Genomic DNA, 16,188 nt, shown 5'->3' with positions numbered 1-16,188 from the left:
AGACAAACACGACCGCGACCGGTGAAACGCCCGCCCAACCCACCCCTCCGGAGACGGCCGCCAAACCGGGTGAGGCAGCTCCCGCAGGCGAGGCCTCCGCTGCCGGGGAAGCGCCGGCCGCGACCAGGGCCCCGGCGGCGACAACGAAAACGGAAGCGATCAACGTCGCTTCCAACACGGCTGTCCTTGAACGCTTCCGGGCCTATCGGGGTGACAAAACTCCGGCCATCCTGATCGCACTGTTCAAACAACAGATTTCCCCCTCCTTCCGCCAGGAGCCTTTTGTCGCTTTGAGCGACGGCACGACCACCGTGACCATCGTCGCCGACCTTTCCGCGGAGACGGGAAGTTCGCCCAACTTCGCCCTGACCGGCGCAAAAATGGTCTCCCTGAAAAAAGACGACGCGTCATCCACCTGGTTCATTGAAGCCCTTCCCGCGAAAGGGGCACTGAGCGCAAGCCTGATGGTCCTGAACGAAACCAAGGTGACCGAATACCCCCTGACCATCGCCCCGGCCATCAAGAAGGCGGCAGCGACGGAGAAGGAATTCGCCGCCTTCCTCAAGGATGCCGCCAAGACGCCGGCAGAGCACGACATGAACGGCGACGGAACGTACGACGGGGTTGATGATTACATCTACACCGCCAATTACCTTGTCCGGCAGCAAAAGGCCAAAGCCGTCGCGCAATAGATATTCCCCTTGCGGAGCGCAAACAAAGAAAGCCGACCGGAATTGCCGGTCGGCTTTCTTTGTATCCCTAGCAGCGGCTTGCGTTATCCGGTTATGGCCATGACCGCGGGAAAAAGATCTTCCGTCAAGAATTTTCCGGGAGCGCCGGAAATACGAGCATGAACCAACCGCACGGGGCGCTAGTTCGTGAATTTATTCTTCTTGGCCGCCTCGGCCTTCTGGGTCTCGATGCGCTTGACCACCTCTTCCACCACCTTGTCGGGGGTAAAACTCGACACGGCCGGTATCTGCCCCGCCGCCACCCCCTCGGGTTGGACATTGACCCGTTCCTGCGTCTCCGCCCGCCGGGGCTGACGTACCGGCAGCGGCGCTTCCTGATACTGTGCCATGGCGTCCGTCAGGCTGCGCACCAGGCGAATCCCCATGACCATAGTGATCCCCAGTGCCACAATATCCTCGCGCCAGTACGCCAGGCTGAGGTTGGCCGTCATGGAACCGGCCAGCAATCCCGCCGCTGCGATCAACAGGCAGAGGCCATTGCCGATCACGGTTATTTCAATATCCTGAGGTTCTTTTCGCCCGACCGCCCGGCTCGCCATGGTAGCCCTCCCGTCCCTGCCTGCTACTTCTCCTGATCGGCATCGGCCATCGAAACCTTTAGCCCGATACGCCACCTGACCCGCGCCTGGATGCGATCCGCATAATAATATGCCGCCGGAGCGATGTACAGCGCCAGTTGCAACAAAGCCCATTCAACCGCCGGATGAATGGGCTTTGCCGCAGCTTGCAAAAAATCAGGCGGCTATTCTCTCACATACGTGTCCATATCGGTTTCATGCACCATACCCATGACACGCGCATATTCGGACTCGATCATCAGGTAGTGATTGTGGGTTTCCTTGGCATTCAGTTCGTACACCGCCCGCACCCCGGAGTCGTTGACCTTTGCCGCTGTTTCCAAAAGGGTCTGCTCCAGGTTTTGCTCCCGCTCCATGGCCAACTCCAGAGCCTTTTGCTCGGTAAAATCCTCGTCGATGAGCCGGGAGATCGACGCCATCCAGCTCGATTCATTGTCGGGGGGAGTATCAAGGAACTGGTCCAGGGACGGGATATCCTTGCCATCATATATCCGGTAAAATTGCCCGGCATGCTCCCGTTCTTCCCGTGCCAGAACTTCGAATGTCCGGCGGGCCGCCGTGTCCCTCATCTGTTTGGCACCCACCTGGTAAAAATTCATGGCGTTCTTTTCGGTCTGAATTGAACGTTTGACGGCCTCCTGAACGTTAATACTCATGATATCCGCTCTCCTCTCCCTGGATTCTGATACTGCCGGCACCTGCCGCCGGATAGACATAAACACTACCTATTGCCTCTCATTTGTCAAGCGATTGCCGGCGGAAAAATCCAAAGCGGTTGACAGTCGTCACAAGCGGCGTGTAAAAGGATGTGACATTTCGGTTCCCAAAGGAGACTGCGCGTGGCACAGGAAGTTACTAAAATCATTTACTCGATGATGCGGGTCAGCAAGTTTTACGACAAAAAGCCGGTCATCAAGGACATATCCCTCTCCTACTTCTACGGTGCCAAAATCGGCGTGCTGGGCCTGAACGGTTCGGGCAAGAGTTCCCTGCTCAGGATCATGGCCGGCGTGGACAAGGATTTCAACGGCCAGGCGGTGCTCTCCCCCGGCTACACCGTGGGCTACCTGGAGCAGGAACCGCACCTGGACGAGGCCAAGACCGTGCGCCAGGTGGTGGAGGAGGGGGTCCAGGAAACGGTAGACCTTTTGGCCGAGTTCAACGCCATCACCGACAAGTTCTCCGAGCCGGACGCCGACTTCGAAAAGTTGTGCGAACGCCAGGCCACCCTGCAGGAGAAACTGGACCACCTGGACGCCTGGGACCTGGACAGCCGCCTGGAGATGGCCATGGATGCCCTGCGCTGCCCGCCGGGAGACACGCCGGTCCAGGTGCTCTCCGGCGGCGAGAAACGCCGCGTGGCGCTCTGCCGGTTGCTCCTGAAGAAACCGGACATCCTGCTCCTGGACGAGCCGACCAACCACCTGGACGCCGAAACCGTAGCCTGGCTGGAGCATCACCTGCACAACTATGCCGGCACCGTCATCGCCGTGACCCATGACCGCTATTTTCTGGACAATGTGGCCGGGTGGATTCTGGAGCTGGACCGGGGCGAGGGCATCCCCTGGAAGGGCAACTACTCATCCTGGCTGGAGCAGAAGCAGAACCGCCTGGCCCAGGAGGAAAAACAGGAGAGCGATCGCCAGAAGACCCTGCAACGGGAACTGGAGTGGATCAGGATGTCCCCCAAGGGACGCCACGCCAAGTCCCAGGCCCGCATCAGCGCCTATGAGCAGTTGGTGGCCCAGGAAAGCGAAAAACAGGCCAAAGACCTGGAGATCTACATCCCGCCAGGGCAGCGCCTGGGGGACATCGTCATCGAGGCGGACAACGTGGCCAAGGGGTTCGGCGACCGTTTGCTGTTCGAAGCGATGAACTTCCGGCTCCCCCGGGGCGGCATCGTGGGGATCATCGGCCCCAACGGCGCCGGCAAGACGACCCTGTTCCGCATGATCACCGGTCAGGAGCAGCCCGACAGCGGCTCGTTCCGCATCGGCGACACCGTGCAGTTGGCCTACGTGGACCAGAGCCGCGGCGCCCTGAACCCGGACAAAAACATCTGGGAGGAGATCTCCGAGGGGCAGGATACCGTCCAGCTCGGCAAGGTGGCGGTCAACTCACGGGCCTACGTGTCGCGCTTCAACTTTTCCGGTGCGGACCAGCAGAAGAAGGTGGGCATGCTCTCCGGCGGTGAGCGCAACCGGGTGCACCTGGCCAAGATGCTCAAGAGCGGGGCCAATGTGATCCTTCTGGACGAACCGACCAACGACCTGGACGTGAACACCATGCGCGCCCTGGAGGAGGCGCTGGAGAACTTCGCCGGCTGCGCCGTGGTCATCAGCCATGACCGCTGGTTCCTGGACCGTATCGCCACCCACATCCTGGCCTTCGAGGGAGATTCCAGCGTGGTGTTCTTCGACGGCAACTATTCGGAATACGAAGAGGACCGCAGGAAGCGGCTGGGCGCGGCGGCGGAGCAGCCGCACCGCATCAAATACCGTCAGTTGACCAGGGCCTGACCCTCGACACCACGGTTTCGATCAAAAACCAGACAGCCCCGGACCACGGTGAGAAACTCACGAAAACCGGGGCTGCCTGGTTTTCCGGATTCCACGTGCTTGCCGTCAGGAACGCGAGCGCCCCCGTTCGAACGAGGTCGTCATCAGGTCCACAAAGGCCTCACGGGTTTCAGGGTCGACAATACCGGCCGCCTGTTCGGCAATGAACGCCTTTTGTTGTTCGCTCAGAACGTTCAGGGGCGCCGGCTCGTCATCATCGACAGGTTCGCTATTCTTTTTAAACGTACCGGGCCGGAGGACGATTTCCTTGATCAGTTCCGCCCCAAGTCGATCGTTGAGCTTCTGCTTCATCATGGCGGTGAGGAACCGCAACTCCTGCATCCAGGCGGCGCTCGACACGGCAACGGTCAGGGTGCCGTTGATGATCCGCAGCGGTTGCGCCCGCGAGGCCACCGTCGGGCCGACCACCTCGGGCCAGAGACGCCAGATCTCCACCTCCCGCAGCCGTTCGGCCAATCCGAGCCCCGCTATCTGTTTTTTGAGCAAGTCCGGCAGGAGTTGGGGGAAGCGCATCCGCGTCCGTCTAGCCATTTTGCTTTCTCCGCCGGTTGATGATACCACCCGTAATCTGGCCGGCCACCGCCCCGCCCAGGGTCAGGGGGATGACGCGCCAACTGAGGCCGGCCGAGATACGCAGCAGGGCAATAATGGGAATCGAAACGTGGATGAGCAAAAACCACATGAATGAATATTTTTTGTAATTCTGGCGCAAATACCCGCAGGGAATACTGGAAAGGAACGCCACACAAACCACCAGCACAACTGTCAAAGACTCTTGCATGAACAACTCCTTTCAAGCATAGTAGAAATTCGTCTACAGTTTGTCAATCCGCTTATGTTCTAACAGGATGGGGAGATGGAGAAACGCCTTATGGTGCAGGAGGGACAGTTACTGGCGGTATTCAATTCCGGCCACCGGGTCATGAAGGCCGAAGGCGTGCTCAAGGCCCTCGGGCTGCCGGTGCTGCTCATACCCGCCCCCCGTCAGCTCCAGACCGACTGCGGGCTGGCCTTGCGCTTCAGCGAGGAGGCGCGGGAGGAAATCATGCGGATACTGGAGCGGGAGAGCCTGCTGCCGGCCTTTGTCAGCCAATACATGGGGGGAGAGTTCGTTACCTTTTGGGTTAACGAGGCAAACGAGCCCCCGACTATTTTATAGAGAGGTACGGAAAGAAATGACTACCATCGACTGCAGGAACCTGGCCTGCCCGGCCCCGGTGATTACGGTGAAGAAGGCGTTGGAGGAGCATACGGAGCTGCGGGTCCTGCTGGACGACGGCGCACCGCGGGAGAACGTGACCCGCTTTGCCCGCAATCGCGGCTGTCAAGTGAGTGAAGAGCGGGACGGCGCCGGCTGGGCCCTGACCATCGTCTCCAGCGGCGAACCGGCGCAGAAAGCGGCGACCACTGCCGTCACCGGCGAACGGGTGCTCTTGATCACATCCGACCGCCTGGGGGACGGCCCGGAGGAATTGGGGCGCCTGCTGATGAAGAACTTCATCCACACCTTGCTGGAAACGGGCGAACTCCCGGCGCGCATGCTCTTCCTCAACACCGGGGTGCTCCTGACCACGGAAGGTTCGGATGTGCTGGAGGCGCTGGAAAAGCTGGGGGGCATGGGGGTGGAAATTCTCTCCTGCGGCCTCTGCCTGGACTTCTTCAAACGCAAGGACAAGCTGAGGGCCGGCGGCACCACAAACATGCTTACCATCGCGGAAAGCCTGCTTTCGGCGGGACAGGCAATACGGCTTTAAAAACAAATAGTTCTTGACAGTTCTCTAAAGGCTACTTTATAGTAAACCCCTTTTGGAATATTCCGTACCATGAGACGATGCAACGACGATGTTTGACAGCCTTTCGGAAAAACTTGAATCGGTCTTCAAAAAGCTCCGCGGCCAGGGGGTAATGACCGAGGACAATATCAAGGAGGCGCTGCGGGAGGTCCGCCTGGCGCTCCTCGAGGCTGATGTCAACTTCAAGGTCGTCAAGGACTTTGTCGAGAGCGTACGCGTCAAGGCGGTCGGCACCGAAGTCGTGCAGAGCCTGACGCCGGGCCAACAGGTCATCAAGATCGTCCACGACGAACTGGTGGCCGTCATGGGCGGCAACGAGGACAATGGCCTCAACCTGGCGGCCAAGCCGCCGGTGGCGATCATGATGGTCGGCCTTCAGGGTGCGGGCAAGACTACCACCTGCGGCAAACTGGGCCGGCACCTGAAGAATCTGAAACGCCGGCCGTTGCTGGTCCCGGCCGACGTCTACCGCCCGGCCGCCATCGAACAGCTTGCCACCGTCGGCAGACAGCTCGGCCTTGAGGTCTTCAACTCCTCGGCCGACCAGAAGCCGGTCGACATCTGTTCGGCCGCCATGCGCTTCGCCGAATTGAACGGTTTCGACACGGTTATCCTCGATACTGCCGGACGGCACCAGATCGACGATTTTCTGATGAACGAACTGGCCGAGATCAAGGCAGCTGTTCTGCCCCTGGAGATCCTCTTCGTCGCGGACGCCATGACCGGCCAGGAGGCCGTCAACGTTGCCGGCGGCTTCAACGAGCGGTTGGACATCACCGGCGTGGTCCTGACCAAGCTGGACGGCGACGCCAAAGGTGGCGCCGCCCTTTCCGTCAAGGCGGTTACCGGCAAACCGGTCAAGTTCGTCGGCCTGGGTGAAAAACTCGACGCCCTGGAGGTGTTCCACGCCGATCGCCTCGTGTCGCGCATCCTGGGCATGGGCGATGTCCTCACGCTGGTGGAGAAAGCCCAGTCGGTCTTTGACGAAAAAGAGACTGCCCGGCTCCAGCAGAAACTGAAGAAGAACCAGTTCGACCTGGAAGATTTCCTGGCCCAGCTCCAGCAGATCAAGAAGATGGGTTCGCTGGAATCGCTCATGGGGATGATCCCCGGCATGGGCAAGATGATGAAGCAGATGCAGGGGGCCCAGCCCAGCGAGAACGAAATGAAGCGGATCGAGGCGATTATCCGCTCCATGACGCCGGGCGAGCGGGCCAATCACGGTATCATCAACGGCAGCAGGCGCCTGCGGATCGCCAAGGGGAGCGGCACCACCGTGCAGGAGGTCAACCAACTGCTCAAGCGCTTTACCGAGGCGCAGAAGGTGGTCAAACAGCTCCAGAAACTCGGCCCCAAGGGGCTCCTCAAGGGTATGGGGGGGCTTGGCAAGGGCATGCTTCCGTTCGGCTAGACAACAATCGCATTACGGTTTTACTTAACTTCGCAGAAGAAAGAATCAGGAGGAATCACAATGGCAGTCAAGATCAGGCTTGCACGCGCAGGCGCAAAGAAAAGACCTTTCTACCAGGTAGTTGTAGCCGACGAGCGCAGCCGCAGGGACGGGAGCTTCATTGAAAACGTGGGGACCTACGATCCCACCAAAAATCCGGCAGCCATCAAGCTGAACGTGGAAAAGGCCCAGGCCTGGCTTGAAAAGGGCGCACAACCGACCGAAACCGTCCGCCAGCTTCTCAAGAATGCCGGCGTTCTGGGCAAGGCGGCAGCTCCGACGGCATAGCGAGTGTATCCACCCCGGTCCGCCGGCGATTCTACATGAGCAGAGGATACCGACATGAAAGCACTTGTTGAAACCATCGCAAAGGCATTGGTTGACGATCCGACTCAGGTCAAGGCGGCCGAGGAAACGGAAGAGGATACCTTGGTCATCAAACTGACCGTCGCCAAAGAGGACATGGGGCGTATCATCGGCAAGGAAGGCCGCACTGCCAAGGCGATCCGCACGATCCTCAATGCCGTGTCCACCAAGGACAACAAGAAGGCTATCCTCAAAATCGTAGAATAATGGGCGATCCGGACGAACTGATTACCGTGGGCAAGATCAGCGGGACCCATGGGATCAAGGGACATCTCAAGGTCTACTCCTATTCGGGCAACCTTGAGAGCCTGGGCGCTGCGCGGAACATCACCCTGAGAAGCCCTGACGGCACGACGCTGCGGCAATTCGGCGTCAAGGGTGTAAAGCCGCACAGCGCCGGTTTCATCCTCAGCCTGAGGGATTTCGACAGTATCGACCAGGTGCTGCCTCTGGTGGGGAGCGAGTTGTGTCTCCGGCGCAGTCAGTTGCCGGAACCGGAAGATGACGAGTATTACTGGTGCGACTTGCTCGGCCTTCGGGTCGTGACGGTCGACGGGATCGAACTCGGTACGCTGGCCGACATCTTCGAAACCGGAAGCAACGACGTCTATGTGGTACGCAAGGAGAAGCAGGAGTACCTGATCCCGGCGGTAGCCTCCGTGATCAGCTCCGTTGATCTGGCAGGCGGCACCATGGTCATCACCCCAATGGACGGGCTTCTGGATTTATGATTTTCGATATATTGACCCTCTTCCCCGGGATGTTCGCCGGTCCGTTCGACGAGAGCATCATCAGGAGAGGGAAAGACAAACAGCTCATTGAGATTGCGTTGCACAACATCCGCGATTGGGCCACCGACCGGCACCAGACCGCCGATGACGCGCCCTATGGCGGCGGCGCCGGCATGGTCATGAAGGTGGAACCTCTGGCCGCCTGCATCGAAGCGGTCAAGGCCCGCCGGCCCGCCTCGACGGTGGTTATGACCTCCCCCCAGGGGAGACGCCTCACCCACCGGGTGGCTGCGGAACTGGCCGGAAGCGACGGTTTGATCATCGTCTGCGGTCGCTATGAAGGGATCGACGAGCGCATCCGCCAGTTGTACGTGGATGATGATATCTCCTTGGGCGATTATGTCCTTTCCGGGGGCGAAATCGCCGCCATGGCCATCGTGGATACCGTGACGCGGCTTGTGCCCGGCGTGCTCGGCAGCGACGAATCGGCCGAAACCGACTCGTTCTGCGACGGCCTTCTGGAGTATCCCCAGTACACACGCCCGCCGGAATTCGCCGGCATCAAGGTGCCGGAGGTGCTCCTGTCCGGCAACCACGAGCTGATCAGAAAATGGCGGCGGCGCGAATCGCTGCGCAAAACGCGCTCACTCCGGCCGGACCTGCTGGAGGACATCGCCCTGAACAAGGAAGATCGCGCATTGCTGGCCGAGATTGAACGGGAAGACGGCGCCTGTGGCTGCTGACAGGGCCAACATGGCGATCGCGCTGCTGCACTACCCGGCTTACAACAAGCGGCGCGAGGTGGTGACCACCGCCCTGACCAACCTGGATCTGCACGATATCGCCCGTTCATCGCGTACCTTTGGACTGGAGCGCTTTTATATCGTGACCCCGTCCGCCGAACAGCGGAGCCTGGCGGAACGGATCACCGGCCACTGGCAGGAAGGGTGGGGAGCGGACTACAACCCGGACCGCCGCGAGGCGCTCGGTATCGTCCGGATCTGCACGGACCTGAAAACGGCCGTCGACGATCTCCAGGCCGGATTTGCCAAGCCGGTCAAGACGATCATCACCGGGGCGGCACGGCGGCCGGACAGCATTTCCTTTCCGGCCTTCCGACAGATGCTGGCCGAGGCCGACCAACCGTACCTGCTTCTTCTGGGTACCGGCTGGGGGCTGACGGATGAATGCTTTATTGCGGCAGATCATGTTCTTGAACCCATCGCGGGTGCAGGATCCTATAACCACCTCTCGGTCCGTTCGGCGGCGGCCATCATGCTCGACCGCCTGAGGGGAACACAACAAGAGGCACTTTACCAGGAAGCAGATACATAGAGGAGGAAGGCACTCATGAACACCATCGATACTCTGGAATTCGAACAAATGAAGAAAAACATCCCCCCCTTCAAGGTCGGGGATACGGTCAAGGTACAGGTTGCGATCGTCGAAGGCGACAAACGTCGTCTCCAGGCCTATCAGGGCGTGGTGATCGCCCGCCAGAACGGCGGCATCCGCGAGTCCTTCACGGTCCGCAAGATTTCCAACGGCATCGGCGTGGAGAGGGTGTTCCCGCTGCACTCCCCCAGCATCGAGGCCATCGAGATCGTGACCCGTGGCCACGTCCGCCGCGCCAAGCTGTACTACCTGCGCAATCTGCGCGGCAAGGCGGCCCGCATCCGCGAGAAGAAATACATCGCCGGAGCCTGAGAAGAAACGAACCGAAAAAGCCCCGCTCAGCGGGGCTTTTTCGGTTCCAGGGACCAACCATGCGACAAACCGAACTGTTTCCCGTCCCCCCTCTGGACACCCTGGCCCTGGAGCAGCACGCCCGCAGTCGGGGGTTTGCCATGATTGCCGGGGTTGACGAGGCGGGGCGCGGCCCCCTGGCCGGTCCCGTGGTTGCGGCGGCGGTCATGCTTCCCGAAGGGCTGCGCATCCCCGGGGTCGATGACTCGAAGAAACTTTCTCCGAAAACCCGCGAACGCCTTTTCGATGTCATCCAGGCCCAGGCCCTCGCCATCGGCGTCGGCATGGGCAGCCCGGAGCTGATCGACCGGATCAATATCCTCCAAGCCACCCGCCATGCCATGTTGGAAGCGGTCTCCGCCCTCTCCCCCCGGCCCGATTTCATCCTGATCGACGGAATCACCCGGATCGACTCCGCCCTCCCCCAGAAAACCGTCAAAAAGGGGGACTCCCTCAGTCTCTCCATCGCCGCAGCCTCGATCATCGCCAAGGTCACCCGCGACCGCCTGATGCGGAAACTGGATGTCATGTACCCCGGCTACGGCTTTGCCGGCCATAAGGGGTACGGCAGCGCCGCCCATCTTGCGGCAATCCGCCAACTCGGCCCTTCACCGGTCCACCGCCTGAGCTTCGGCGGCGTCAAGGAACACGTCCCATGTCCCTCTTCCTGATCACCTTCCTGAGCCTCTACGGCGGCATGCACGCCTATGCCTTTCTCAGGCTGCGCGGCGCATTCCTGCCAAGCCATCCCCTCACCCTGGCACTGGCGGCATGGATGATCCTGATGACCGTCGCCCCCCTGCTGGTGCGCCTGGCCGAAGGCGCCGGCCTGGAACGGAGCGCCCTTTTCCTGGCATGGCCCGGCTACACCTGGATGGGGGCGCTCTTCATCTTTGTCGCGACCCTGCTGGCATGCGACGCACTCAGGCTGCTCGCCTGGCTGTCGAACCGCCTCTGGGGGACCGCCACGCCGGGGTTCCTGACCGCAACCGCCACCTGCACGGCCGCGCTGGTATTCGCGTCCCTTGCCAGCACCTATGCCTTCTACGACGCCCGGCGCATCAGGACCGACCATGTGACGGTGACCACCGCCAAGCTGCCACCATCGGCCGGCCGGGTCAGGATTGTGCAGATATCCGATGTCCACATCGGGCTCCTGTTCCGTGAATCCCGCCTGAACGGCATCCTGAGCGCCGTCCGGGACGCTCGGCCCGACATCCTGGTGTCCACCGGCGATCTGGTGGATGGCAGGCTCTCCCGGGAGGAGGTCATGTCGCATCAGAACAGGCTGGCCACTATGCTGGCGTCCATCGAGACCCCGGGCGGAAAATACGCCGTGACCGGTAACCACGAGTTCTACGCCGGCCTGAACCAGGCGCTGGCCTTCACCCGCGCGGCCGGTTTTACCGTGCTCCGCAACCAGGCGGTCCCCCTTCCCAACGGCATCACCATCGGCGGCGTCGACGACCCGGCCGGCCGGCGCATGGGGGTTCCCGCCCCTTCCCCTTCGGAACAGGCGCTTCTCAAGTCCGTCCCCGGAGACCGCTTTTGCCTGCTGCTCAAGCATCGGCCCGATGTTCCGGCCGCCAGCGACGGCCTTTTCGATTTGCAGTTGTCCGGCCATGTCCACAAGGGGCAGATATTCCCCTTTAACCTGCTGGTGCGCATCCAGTACCCAATCCCCTGCGGAACGACCGCTACCGCCAGAAATTCGCTCATCCACGTCTCCCGCGGCAGCGGCACCTGGGGGCCACCGTTGCGCCTGCTGGCCCCTCCCGAGGTAACCGTCATAGACATCATTCCCCGAGGCGGCCAATTTCCTTAACGCGTCGAGCCAAGGGGATTGGCCGCTTGCGGCACTATACCGCCCATTGCCCCCATAATGCCTTGGGACAAAACAGGTCCGGGCAACGAAAATCCATTGATTTCTCAATCTTAATGAGTGTAAGGTTACGGGTGAAACGCACCAGCCTCCCGTGAGGGACCCATGACCCAAGCAAACAGCATCAGCCCGGCAATACTCCCACCCACCGAAAGTACGGGGCTTATTTCAGCGCTTCTACTGAAAGACGGCGTCATCGATGAACAACAGCTTTCCTATGCCACCAGGGTCCGTTCAAAGCTCAGTACCCCCCGGACCATGATGGACACCCTGCTGGACTTGGGCTATGTAACCCAGGAACAGCTCCAAAATACCCTGCGCAGCAACCAAATGAACATCCGTCTCGGCGACCTCCTGGTGGAATTGGGGTATCTGCGGGAGACGGACCTCCAGCAGGCTTTGGGGATACAGAAAGAGTACCAAGGCAAAAAAAGGCTGGGCGAAATTCTGGTCGAACGGAGCTTCATCGAGGAGCGGCGGCTGCTGGAAACCCTTGCCTACCAACTCGGCTATCCCCTTATCGAGTTGAGCTTCGTCACCCTCGACCGGTCCCTGCTTGCCGCCATACCGCTCAACATCTGCCGGGAACACAAATTCGTACCGGTCAAGCGCGAGGGCAACGCCATTGTCCTGGCGCTTTCCGATCCTCTCGACCAACGGGCCCAGGATGTGGCCCGAAAGATTCTGGGACAGGATATCAAGATCGCCATTGCCCCCCGCGAGTCGATCCTGGAAAATCTTGCCGCCCTGGAGCGGACATCAAGCCAGCCAGCCATTTCTGATGAGTCCACCATCATCGGCATGATCAACACGCTCTTCGAGGAAGCCATCGAAGAATGCGCCAGCGACATTCACATCGAACCGATGAAGGACCGCCTGCGCATCCGTCTCCGATGCGATGGCGTGATGCAGCACCATAAGGACTTCCCCAAGGAGTTGGCGACCCAGTTCACCAGCCGGATCAAGGTCATGGCCCAGGCCGACATCGCTGAGCGGCGCCGTCACCAGGACGGGCGCATCCTGTTCGTGAGTGATAAACACGGTATCAATCTGGACATGCGTGTTTCCTTCTTCATCACCATCTACGGCGAAAAGATCGTCCTGCGGCTTTTGAACAACAAGGGGACCCTGCTGGACATCAGGGAAATCGGGATGGCCCCGCGCATGCTGGAGCATTTCATCTATGAGGCCCTGGAGGTCCCCACCGGCGTCATGATCATCACCGGTCCCACCGGGTCGGGCAAAACCAGCACCATGTACAGCTGCGTCAACTTTCTGAACAACATCAATACCAGCATCATTACTGCCGAAGATCCGGTTGAATATATCATCGACGGCATTACCCAATGCTCCATCAACCCCAAGATCGGAGTCACCTTCGAGGAAACCCTGCGCCACATCGTCCGCCAAGACCCGGATATCATCGTCCTAGGCGAGATCCGCGACCACTTCTCGGCCGAGACCGCCATTCAGGCGGCCCTGACCGGCCACAAGGTGCTTACCACCTTTCACACCGAAGACAGCATCGGCGGCCTGATCCGCTTGATGAACATGGAGATCGAGGCATTCCTGATCTCCTCCACCGTGGTCTGTGTGGTGGCGCAACGCCTGCTCCGGCGGGTCTGCCCCGACTGCGCCGAGACCTACATCCCCACCCCCCTCGACCTGTCGCGCCTGGGCATGTCGCCCACCGATCTGGTCGGAGGGGAATTCAAGATCGGCCGGGGATGCAAGTCTTGCCGCTTCAGCGGTTATCGCGGCAGGGTCGGCGTATTCGAACTGCTGGTGATGAACGAAATGGTCAAAAATGCCATCCTGAACAACAAGAGTTCGTACGATATCCGCAGGATCAGCATAGAGACCTCGGGCATGGTGACACTCGTTGAGGATGGCCTCGTCAAGGGCGCGCAAGGCCTGGTCTCCATGAAGGAGATCATCACCGATCTGCCACGCCTGGGGAAACCGCGGCCCCTTGGCGAACTTCGAAGGATACTGGGAGTTACGCAATGACCACGGAAAAACCGTTTGTAGAACTGATCAGAGACCGTCTGGCCGGAGACCTGCGCGGCCTCCCGGTCTTTCATTCGGTGGCGGTCAAGCTCCAACAGATGCTCGTCAGCCGGGACTTTCACATCGAAGAGGTCATCAGGCTGATCAGCGAGGACCAGTCCCTGGCCAGCCAGGTTCTCAAGATGGGCAACTCGTCCTTTTATACCGGGCTTTCCAAGGTTGCCACCATCAAAGACGCCGTCGTCCGGTTGGGCGCCCAGGAAATCGCCAACCTGGTCATGATGGCATCCCAGGCCGAACAGTACAAGTCAGGCAACCCGGTTCTGGACACCTTTCTGCAAAAGCTGTGGGACCATGCACTCTCCTGCGCCACGGGGGCCACTTGGCTGGCCGCCAAGGCGGGCTACCCATCCCTTGCCGCCGAGGCATTCATGGGAGGCCTGCTGCACGATATCGGCAAGTTGGCCATCATCAAGGCCCTGGACGAGATTCTGCAGGCCGGCGGCACAAAGGCGAATGTCTCGGAGATGCTCATCAACGAGATTCTGGACACCATGCACGAGGATGTGGGCCACCGCCTGATGCTCTCCTGGAGCCTGCCCGAGACCTATTGTGCCATCACCGCCAACCACCACAATACCGAGTATGACGGCAACGACACCCTGCTCGTCATCGTCAGACTTGCCAACCTGGCCTGCCGCAAGGTCGGCAAGGCCCTTAACCCCGATCCGGCGATCGCCCTTTTCGGAGCACCCGAGGCACAATTTTTGGGGATCAAGGAGATCACCCTCGCCGAGTTGGAGATTATCGTAGAGGATGCGGGAACGCAGGCGCTCTAAGCGCCTGCCACGAGGGCCAGGGGGCGGTTTTACGAAAATTTTATCTTTTCCGCCACACTCGCTTCACATTTTCCCGCTAAACTTGGTATAATCGATTACACTTTCCGGGGGGTGCTCGTCAAAGGCAGAAAAGGAGGTTTGTATGGGTAAAAAGATCCGCAATTCCATCGAAATCGTTGTGGAACAATTTCAGAATCTTCTCGAAAAATGCCTGCAAACCAAGGACGACCATGAGCGGGTCGTGTTGGTCAGAAGACTTATCAACCTGGTGGGGGTCATTCAGTTTCTGGTTTCAGTGCAAAAGGCCACGCCCCACGCCTGAAACCTGAGCCAAACACATAAACAGAAAGCCGGAGCCCCAAACAGGTCATCCGGCTTTTTTTTGCAGATTTTCACGCTGGTAGGGGTATCAGTTTCTGAGATAGCGCGCAACGGCCCGATTATGTTCCTCCAGGGTGCGGGAAAAATAGTGGGTGCCATCCTGGCGGGCCACGAAATAGAGGTAGTCGCTGCGGGCCGGATGGAGGGCGGCGCGCAGGGCGTCCGCCCCCGGATTGCCGATGGGGCCGGGTGGCAGTCCCTTGACAAGATAGGTGTTGTAGGGGGATTGGCGGCCGATGTCGGCCTTGGTGACCTTGCCCGAAAAGGCCCGCACGCCGTAGACCGCCGTCGGATCGCTCTGCAGCGGCATTCCCAGGCGCAGGCGGTTGTAGAAGACCGAGGAGATCAGCGGTTTTTCGTCCCCGGAAACCGCCTCCTTTTCGATGATCGAGGCCAGGGTCACGATCTCGTGGAGGGACAGCCGGCTCTGTCCCCGCCCGCCCGCGGTCACATCGCCGTACACCTTCCGGAAGTGGCCGACCATCTGGGTGACCAGCTGTTCTTCCGTGCCGTTGCGCGCCAGGTTGTAGGTGGCCGGAGAGAGGTATCCCTCGGCGCTGGCGGCGTGGATACCCAGGCGCTCCAGCAGGGCGGTGTCGCGGCACGCGGCCAGAAACGCATCCCTTTTAAAATACCCCTTCTGATCCAGCATCTCGGCGGCCTGGTAGACGGAATACCCCTCCGGCAGGGCAAAACGGCGGTAATCCACATCGCCCGTCGCCAGCTTGCGCAGGATATCGCCCGGCGTCATGCCGTCCGTGAGGCGGTAATCGCCCGCCTTGAGGCGGTGGGCCTGCCCCCGCAGGCGGGCGAGGAGGATGAAGTGCCACGCGCTGCGGATAACGCCGCCCCGCTTCAGTTCCCCAGCCAGCTTTCTGATGCCGCTGCCGGCCGGAAAGGAGATATCGCGGACGATGCCGCCCTTTCCCGGCGGGATAAAGGTGCAGACCAGATACCAGCCCAGCAGGAGCAGAAGACCGGTGCGGATGGAGAGTACGGCAAGTTTTTTTGGGGGGGCGGTTAACGGAAGCATTGCCGGCATTATGGGTTTTTTCCGGCCCGCAGTCAAGCCTGTGGGCGT

The 16,188-nt window shown here is 60.4% G+C and carries 20 protein-coding genes and 1 pseudogene; 16 read left to right on the top strand and 5 right to left on the bottom strand.

Annotated features, from left to right (window positions below; genetic code table 11):
* Positions 1 to 692: pseudogene (locus F6V30_RS17280) on the top strand (hypothetical protein); the annotation flags it as partial.
* 179 nt (positions 693 to 871) lie between these two features.
* Here the strand turns inward: F6V30_RS17280 and F6V30_RS07575 are convergent.
* On the bottom strand, positions 872 to 1,291 hold the full coding sequence (locus F6V30_RS07575) for a hypothetical protein (protein ID WP_151156298.1): 420 nt from the start codon (positions 1,289 to 1,291) through the stop codon (positions 872 to 874).
* A gap of 203 nt (positions 1,292 to 1,494) precedes the next feature.
* The gene (locus F6V30_RS07570) at positions 1,495 to 1,986 is read right to left on the bottom strand and encodes a ferritin-like domain-containing protein (RefSeq protein ID WP_151156297.1); all 492 of its coding nucleotides are present in this window, start codon (positions 1,984 to 1,986) and stop codon (positions 1,495 to 1,497) included.
* Between the two features lie 183 nt (positions 1,987 to 2,169).
* On the opposite strand from F6V30_RS07570, the gene ettA reads away from it, so the two are divergent.
* Positions 2,170 to 3,849 (top strand): energy-dependent translational throttle protein EttA, encoded by a 1,680-nt coding sequence (gene ettA, locus F6V30_RS07565; RefSeq protein ID WP_151156296.1) that lies wholly within the window; start codon positions 2,170 to 2,172, stop codon positions 3,847 to 3,849.
* Between the two features lie 105 nt (positions 3,850 to 3,954).
* Here ettA and F6V30_RS07560 read toward each other — a convergent pair whose 3' ends face one another.
* Positions 3,955 to 4,440: a DciA family protein gene (locus F6V30_RS07560; RefSeq protein ID WP_151156295.1), complete on the bottom strand. Its 486-nt coding sequence runs from the start codon at positions 4,438 to 4,440 to the stop codon at positions 3,955 to 3,957.
* A complete protein-coding gene (locus F6V30_RS07555) occupies positions 4,433 to 4,690 on the bottom strand; it encodes a hypothetical protein (RefSeq protein WP_151127912.1) in 258 nt (85 codons plus the stop codon). The genes F6V30_RS07560 and F6V30_RS07555 overlap by 8 nt, the downstream gene beginning before the upstream one ends.
* Positions 4,691 to 4,765: 75 nt before the next feature.
* Between F6V30_RS07555 and F6V30_RS07550 the strand changes: the two genes are divergently transcribed.
* The 14 genes from F6V30_RS07550 (at position 4,766) to F6V30_RS07485 (ending at position 15,048) form a co-directional block, all read left to right on the top strand.
* Positions 4,766 to 5,068: a putative Se/S carrier protein gene (locus F6V30_RS07550; RefSeq protein WP_246163306.1), complete on the top strand. Its 303-nt coding sequence runs from the start codon at positions 4,766 to 4,768 to the stop codon at positions 5,066 to 5,068.
* A gap of 16 nt (positions 5,069 to 5,084) precedes the next feature.
* A complete protein-coding gene (gene yedF, locus F6V30_RS07545; protein ID WP_151156294.1) occupies positions 5,085 to 5,663 on the top strand; it encodes a sulfurtransferase-like selenium metabolism protein YedF in 579 nt (192 codons plus the stop codon).
* A gap of 88 nt (positions 5,664 to 5,751) precedes the next feature.
* On the top strand, positions 5,752 to 7,113 hold the full coding sequence (gene ffh, locus F6V30_RS07540) for a signal recognition particle protein (RefSeq protein WP_151156293.1): 1,362 nt from the start codon (positions 5,752 to 5,754) through the stop codon (positions 7,111 to 7,113).
* Positions 7,114 to 7,173: 60 nt separating this feature from the next.
* Positions 7,174 to 7,440 (top strand): 30S ribosomal protein S16, encoded by a 267-nt coding sequence (gene rpsP, locus F6V30_RS07535; RefSeq protein WP_151156292.1) that lies wholly within the window; start codon positions 7,174 to 7,176, stop codon positions 7,438 to 7,440.
* 54 nt (positions 7,441 to 7,494) lie between these two features.
* A complete protein-coding gene (locus F6V30_RS07530) occupies positions 7,495 to 7,725 on the top strand; it encodes a KH domain-containing protein (RefSeq protein WP_149211006.1) in 231 nt (76 codons plus the stop codon).
* On the top strand, positions 7,725 to 8,249 hold the full coding sequence (gene rimM, locus F6V30_RS07525) for a ribosome maturation factor RimM (RefSeq protein ID WP_151156291.1): 525 nt from the start codon (positions 7,725 to 7,727) through the stop codon (positions 8,247 to 8,249). Before F6V30_RS07530 ends, rimM begins: the two co-directional genes overlap by 1 nt.
* A complete protein-coding gene (gene trmD, locus F6V30_RS07520; protein WP_151156290.1) occupies positions 8,246 to 8,992 on the top strand; it encodes a tRNA (guanosine(37)-N1)-methyltransferase TrmD in 747 nt (248 codons plus the stop codon). Before rimM ends, trmD begins: the two co-directional genes overlap by 4 nt.
* Complete coding sequence (locus F6V30_RS07515) at positions 8,982 to 9,584, top strand: RNA methyltransferase (protein ID WP_151156289.1); 603 nt, start codon at positions 8,982 to 8,984, stop codon at positions 9,582 to 9,584. Before trmD ends, F6V30_RS07515 begins: the two co-directional genes overlap by 11 nt.
* Before the next feature lie 15 nt (positions 9,585 to 9,599).
* On the top strand, positions 9,600 to 9,956 hold the full coding sequence (gene rplS / locus F6V30_RS07510; protein WP_149306569.1) for a 50S ribosomal protein L19: 357 nt from the start codon (positions 9,600 to 9,602) through the stop codon (positions 9,954 to 9,956).
* A gap of 59 nt (positions 9,957 to 10,015) precedes the next feature.
* Positions 10,016 to 10,666, top strand: coding sequence for a ribonuclease HII (locus F6V30_RS07505; protein WP_151156288.1), 651 nt, complete (start codon positions 10,016 to 10,018; stop codon positions 10,664 to 10,666).
* Entirely contained in the window at positions 10,651 to 11,820 is a 1,170-nt protein-coding gene (locus F6V30_RS07500) for a metallophosphoesterase (RefSeq protein ID WP_151156287.1), read from the top strand. Before F6V30_RS07505 ends, F6V30_RS07500 begins: the two co-directional genes overlap by 16 nt.
* A gap of 162 nt (positions 11,821 to 11,982) precedes the next feature.
* The gene (locus tag F6V30_RS07495; RefSeq protein WP_151156286.1) at positions 11,983 to 13,887 is read left to right on the top strand and encodes a GspE/PulE family protein; all 1,905 of its coding nucleotides are present in this window, start codon (positions 11,983 to 11,985) and stop codon (positions 13,885 to 13,887) included.
* Positions 13,884 to 14,726 carry an HDOD domain-containing protein gene (locus tag F6V30_RS07490; RefSeq protein WP_151156285.1) on the top strand — a complete coding sequence of 281 codons (843 nt, stop codon included), beginning with the start codon at positions 13,884 to 13,886 and terminating at the stop codon, positions 14,724 to 14,726. Before F6V30_RS07495 ends, F6V30_RS07490 begins: the two co-directional genes overlap by 4 nt.
* A gap of 142 nt (positions 14,727 to 14,868) precedes the next feature.
* Positions 14,869 to 15,048: a hypothetical protein gene (locus F6V30_RS07485; RefSeq protein ID WP_151156284.1), complete on the top strand. Its 180-nt coding sequence runs from the start codon at positions 14,869 to 14,871 to the stop codon at positions 15,046 to 15,048.
* A gap of 87 nt (positions 15,049 to 15,135) precedes the next feature.
* Here the strand turns inward: F6V30_RS07485 and mltG are convergent, their stop codons facing one another.
* On the bottom strand, positions 15,136 to 16,149 hold the full coding sequence (gene mltG, locus F6V30_RS07480) for an endolytic transglycosylase MltG (protein WP_246163303.1): 1,014 nt from the start codon (positions 16,147 to 16,149) through the stop codon (positions 15,136 to 15,138).
* Between the last annotated feature and the right edge of the window lie 39 nt (positions 16,150 to 16,188).

Source organism: Oryzomonas sagensis, from assembly GCF_008802355.1.
Lineage (GTDB): Bacteria > Desulfobacterota > Desulfuromonadia > Geobacterales > Pseudopelobacteraceae > Oryzomonas > Oryzomonas sagensis.
The sequence above is the reverse complement of the archived record's forward strand: the minus strand, read 5'-3'. Positions and strand labels throughout refer to the sequence as shown.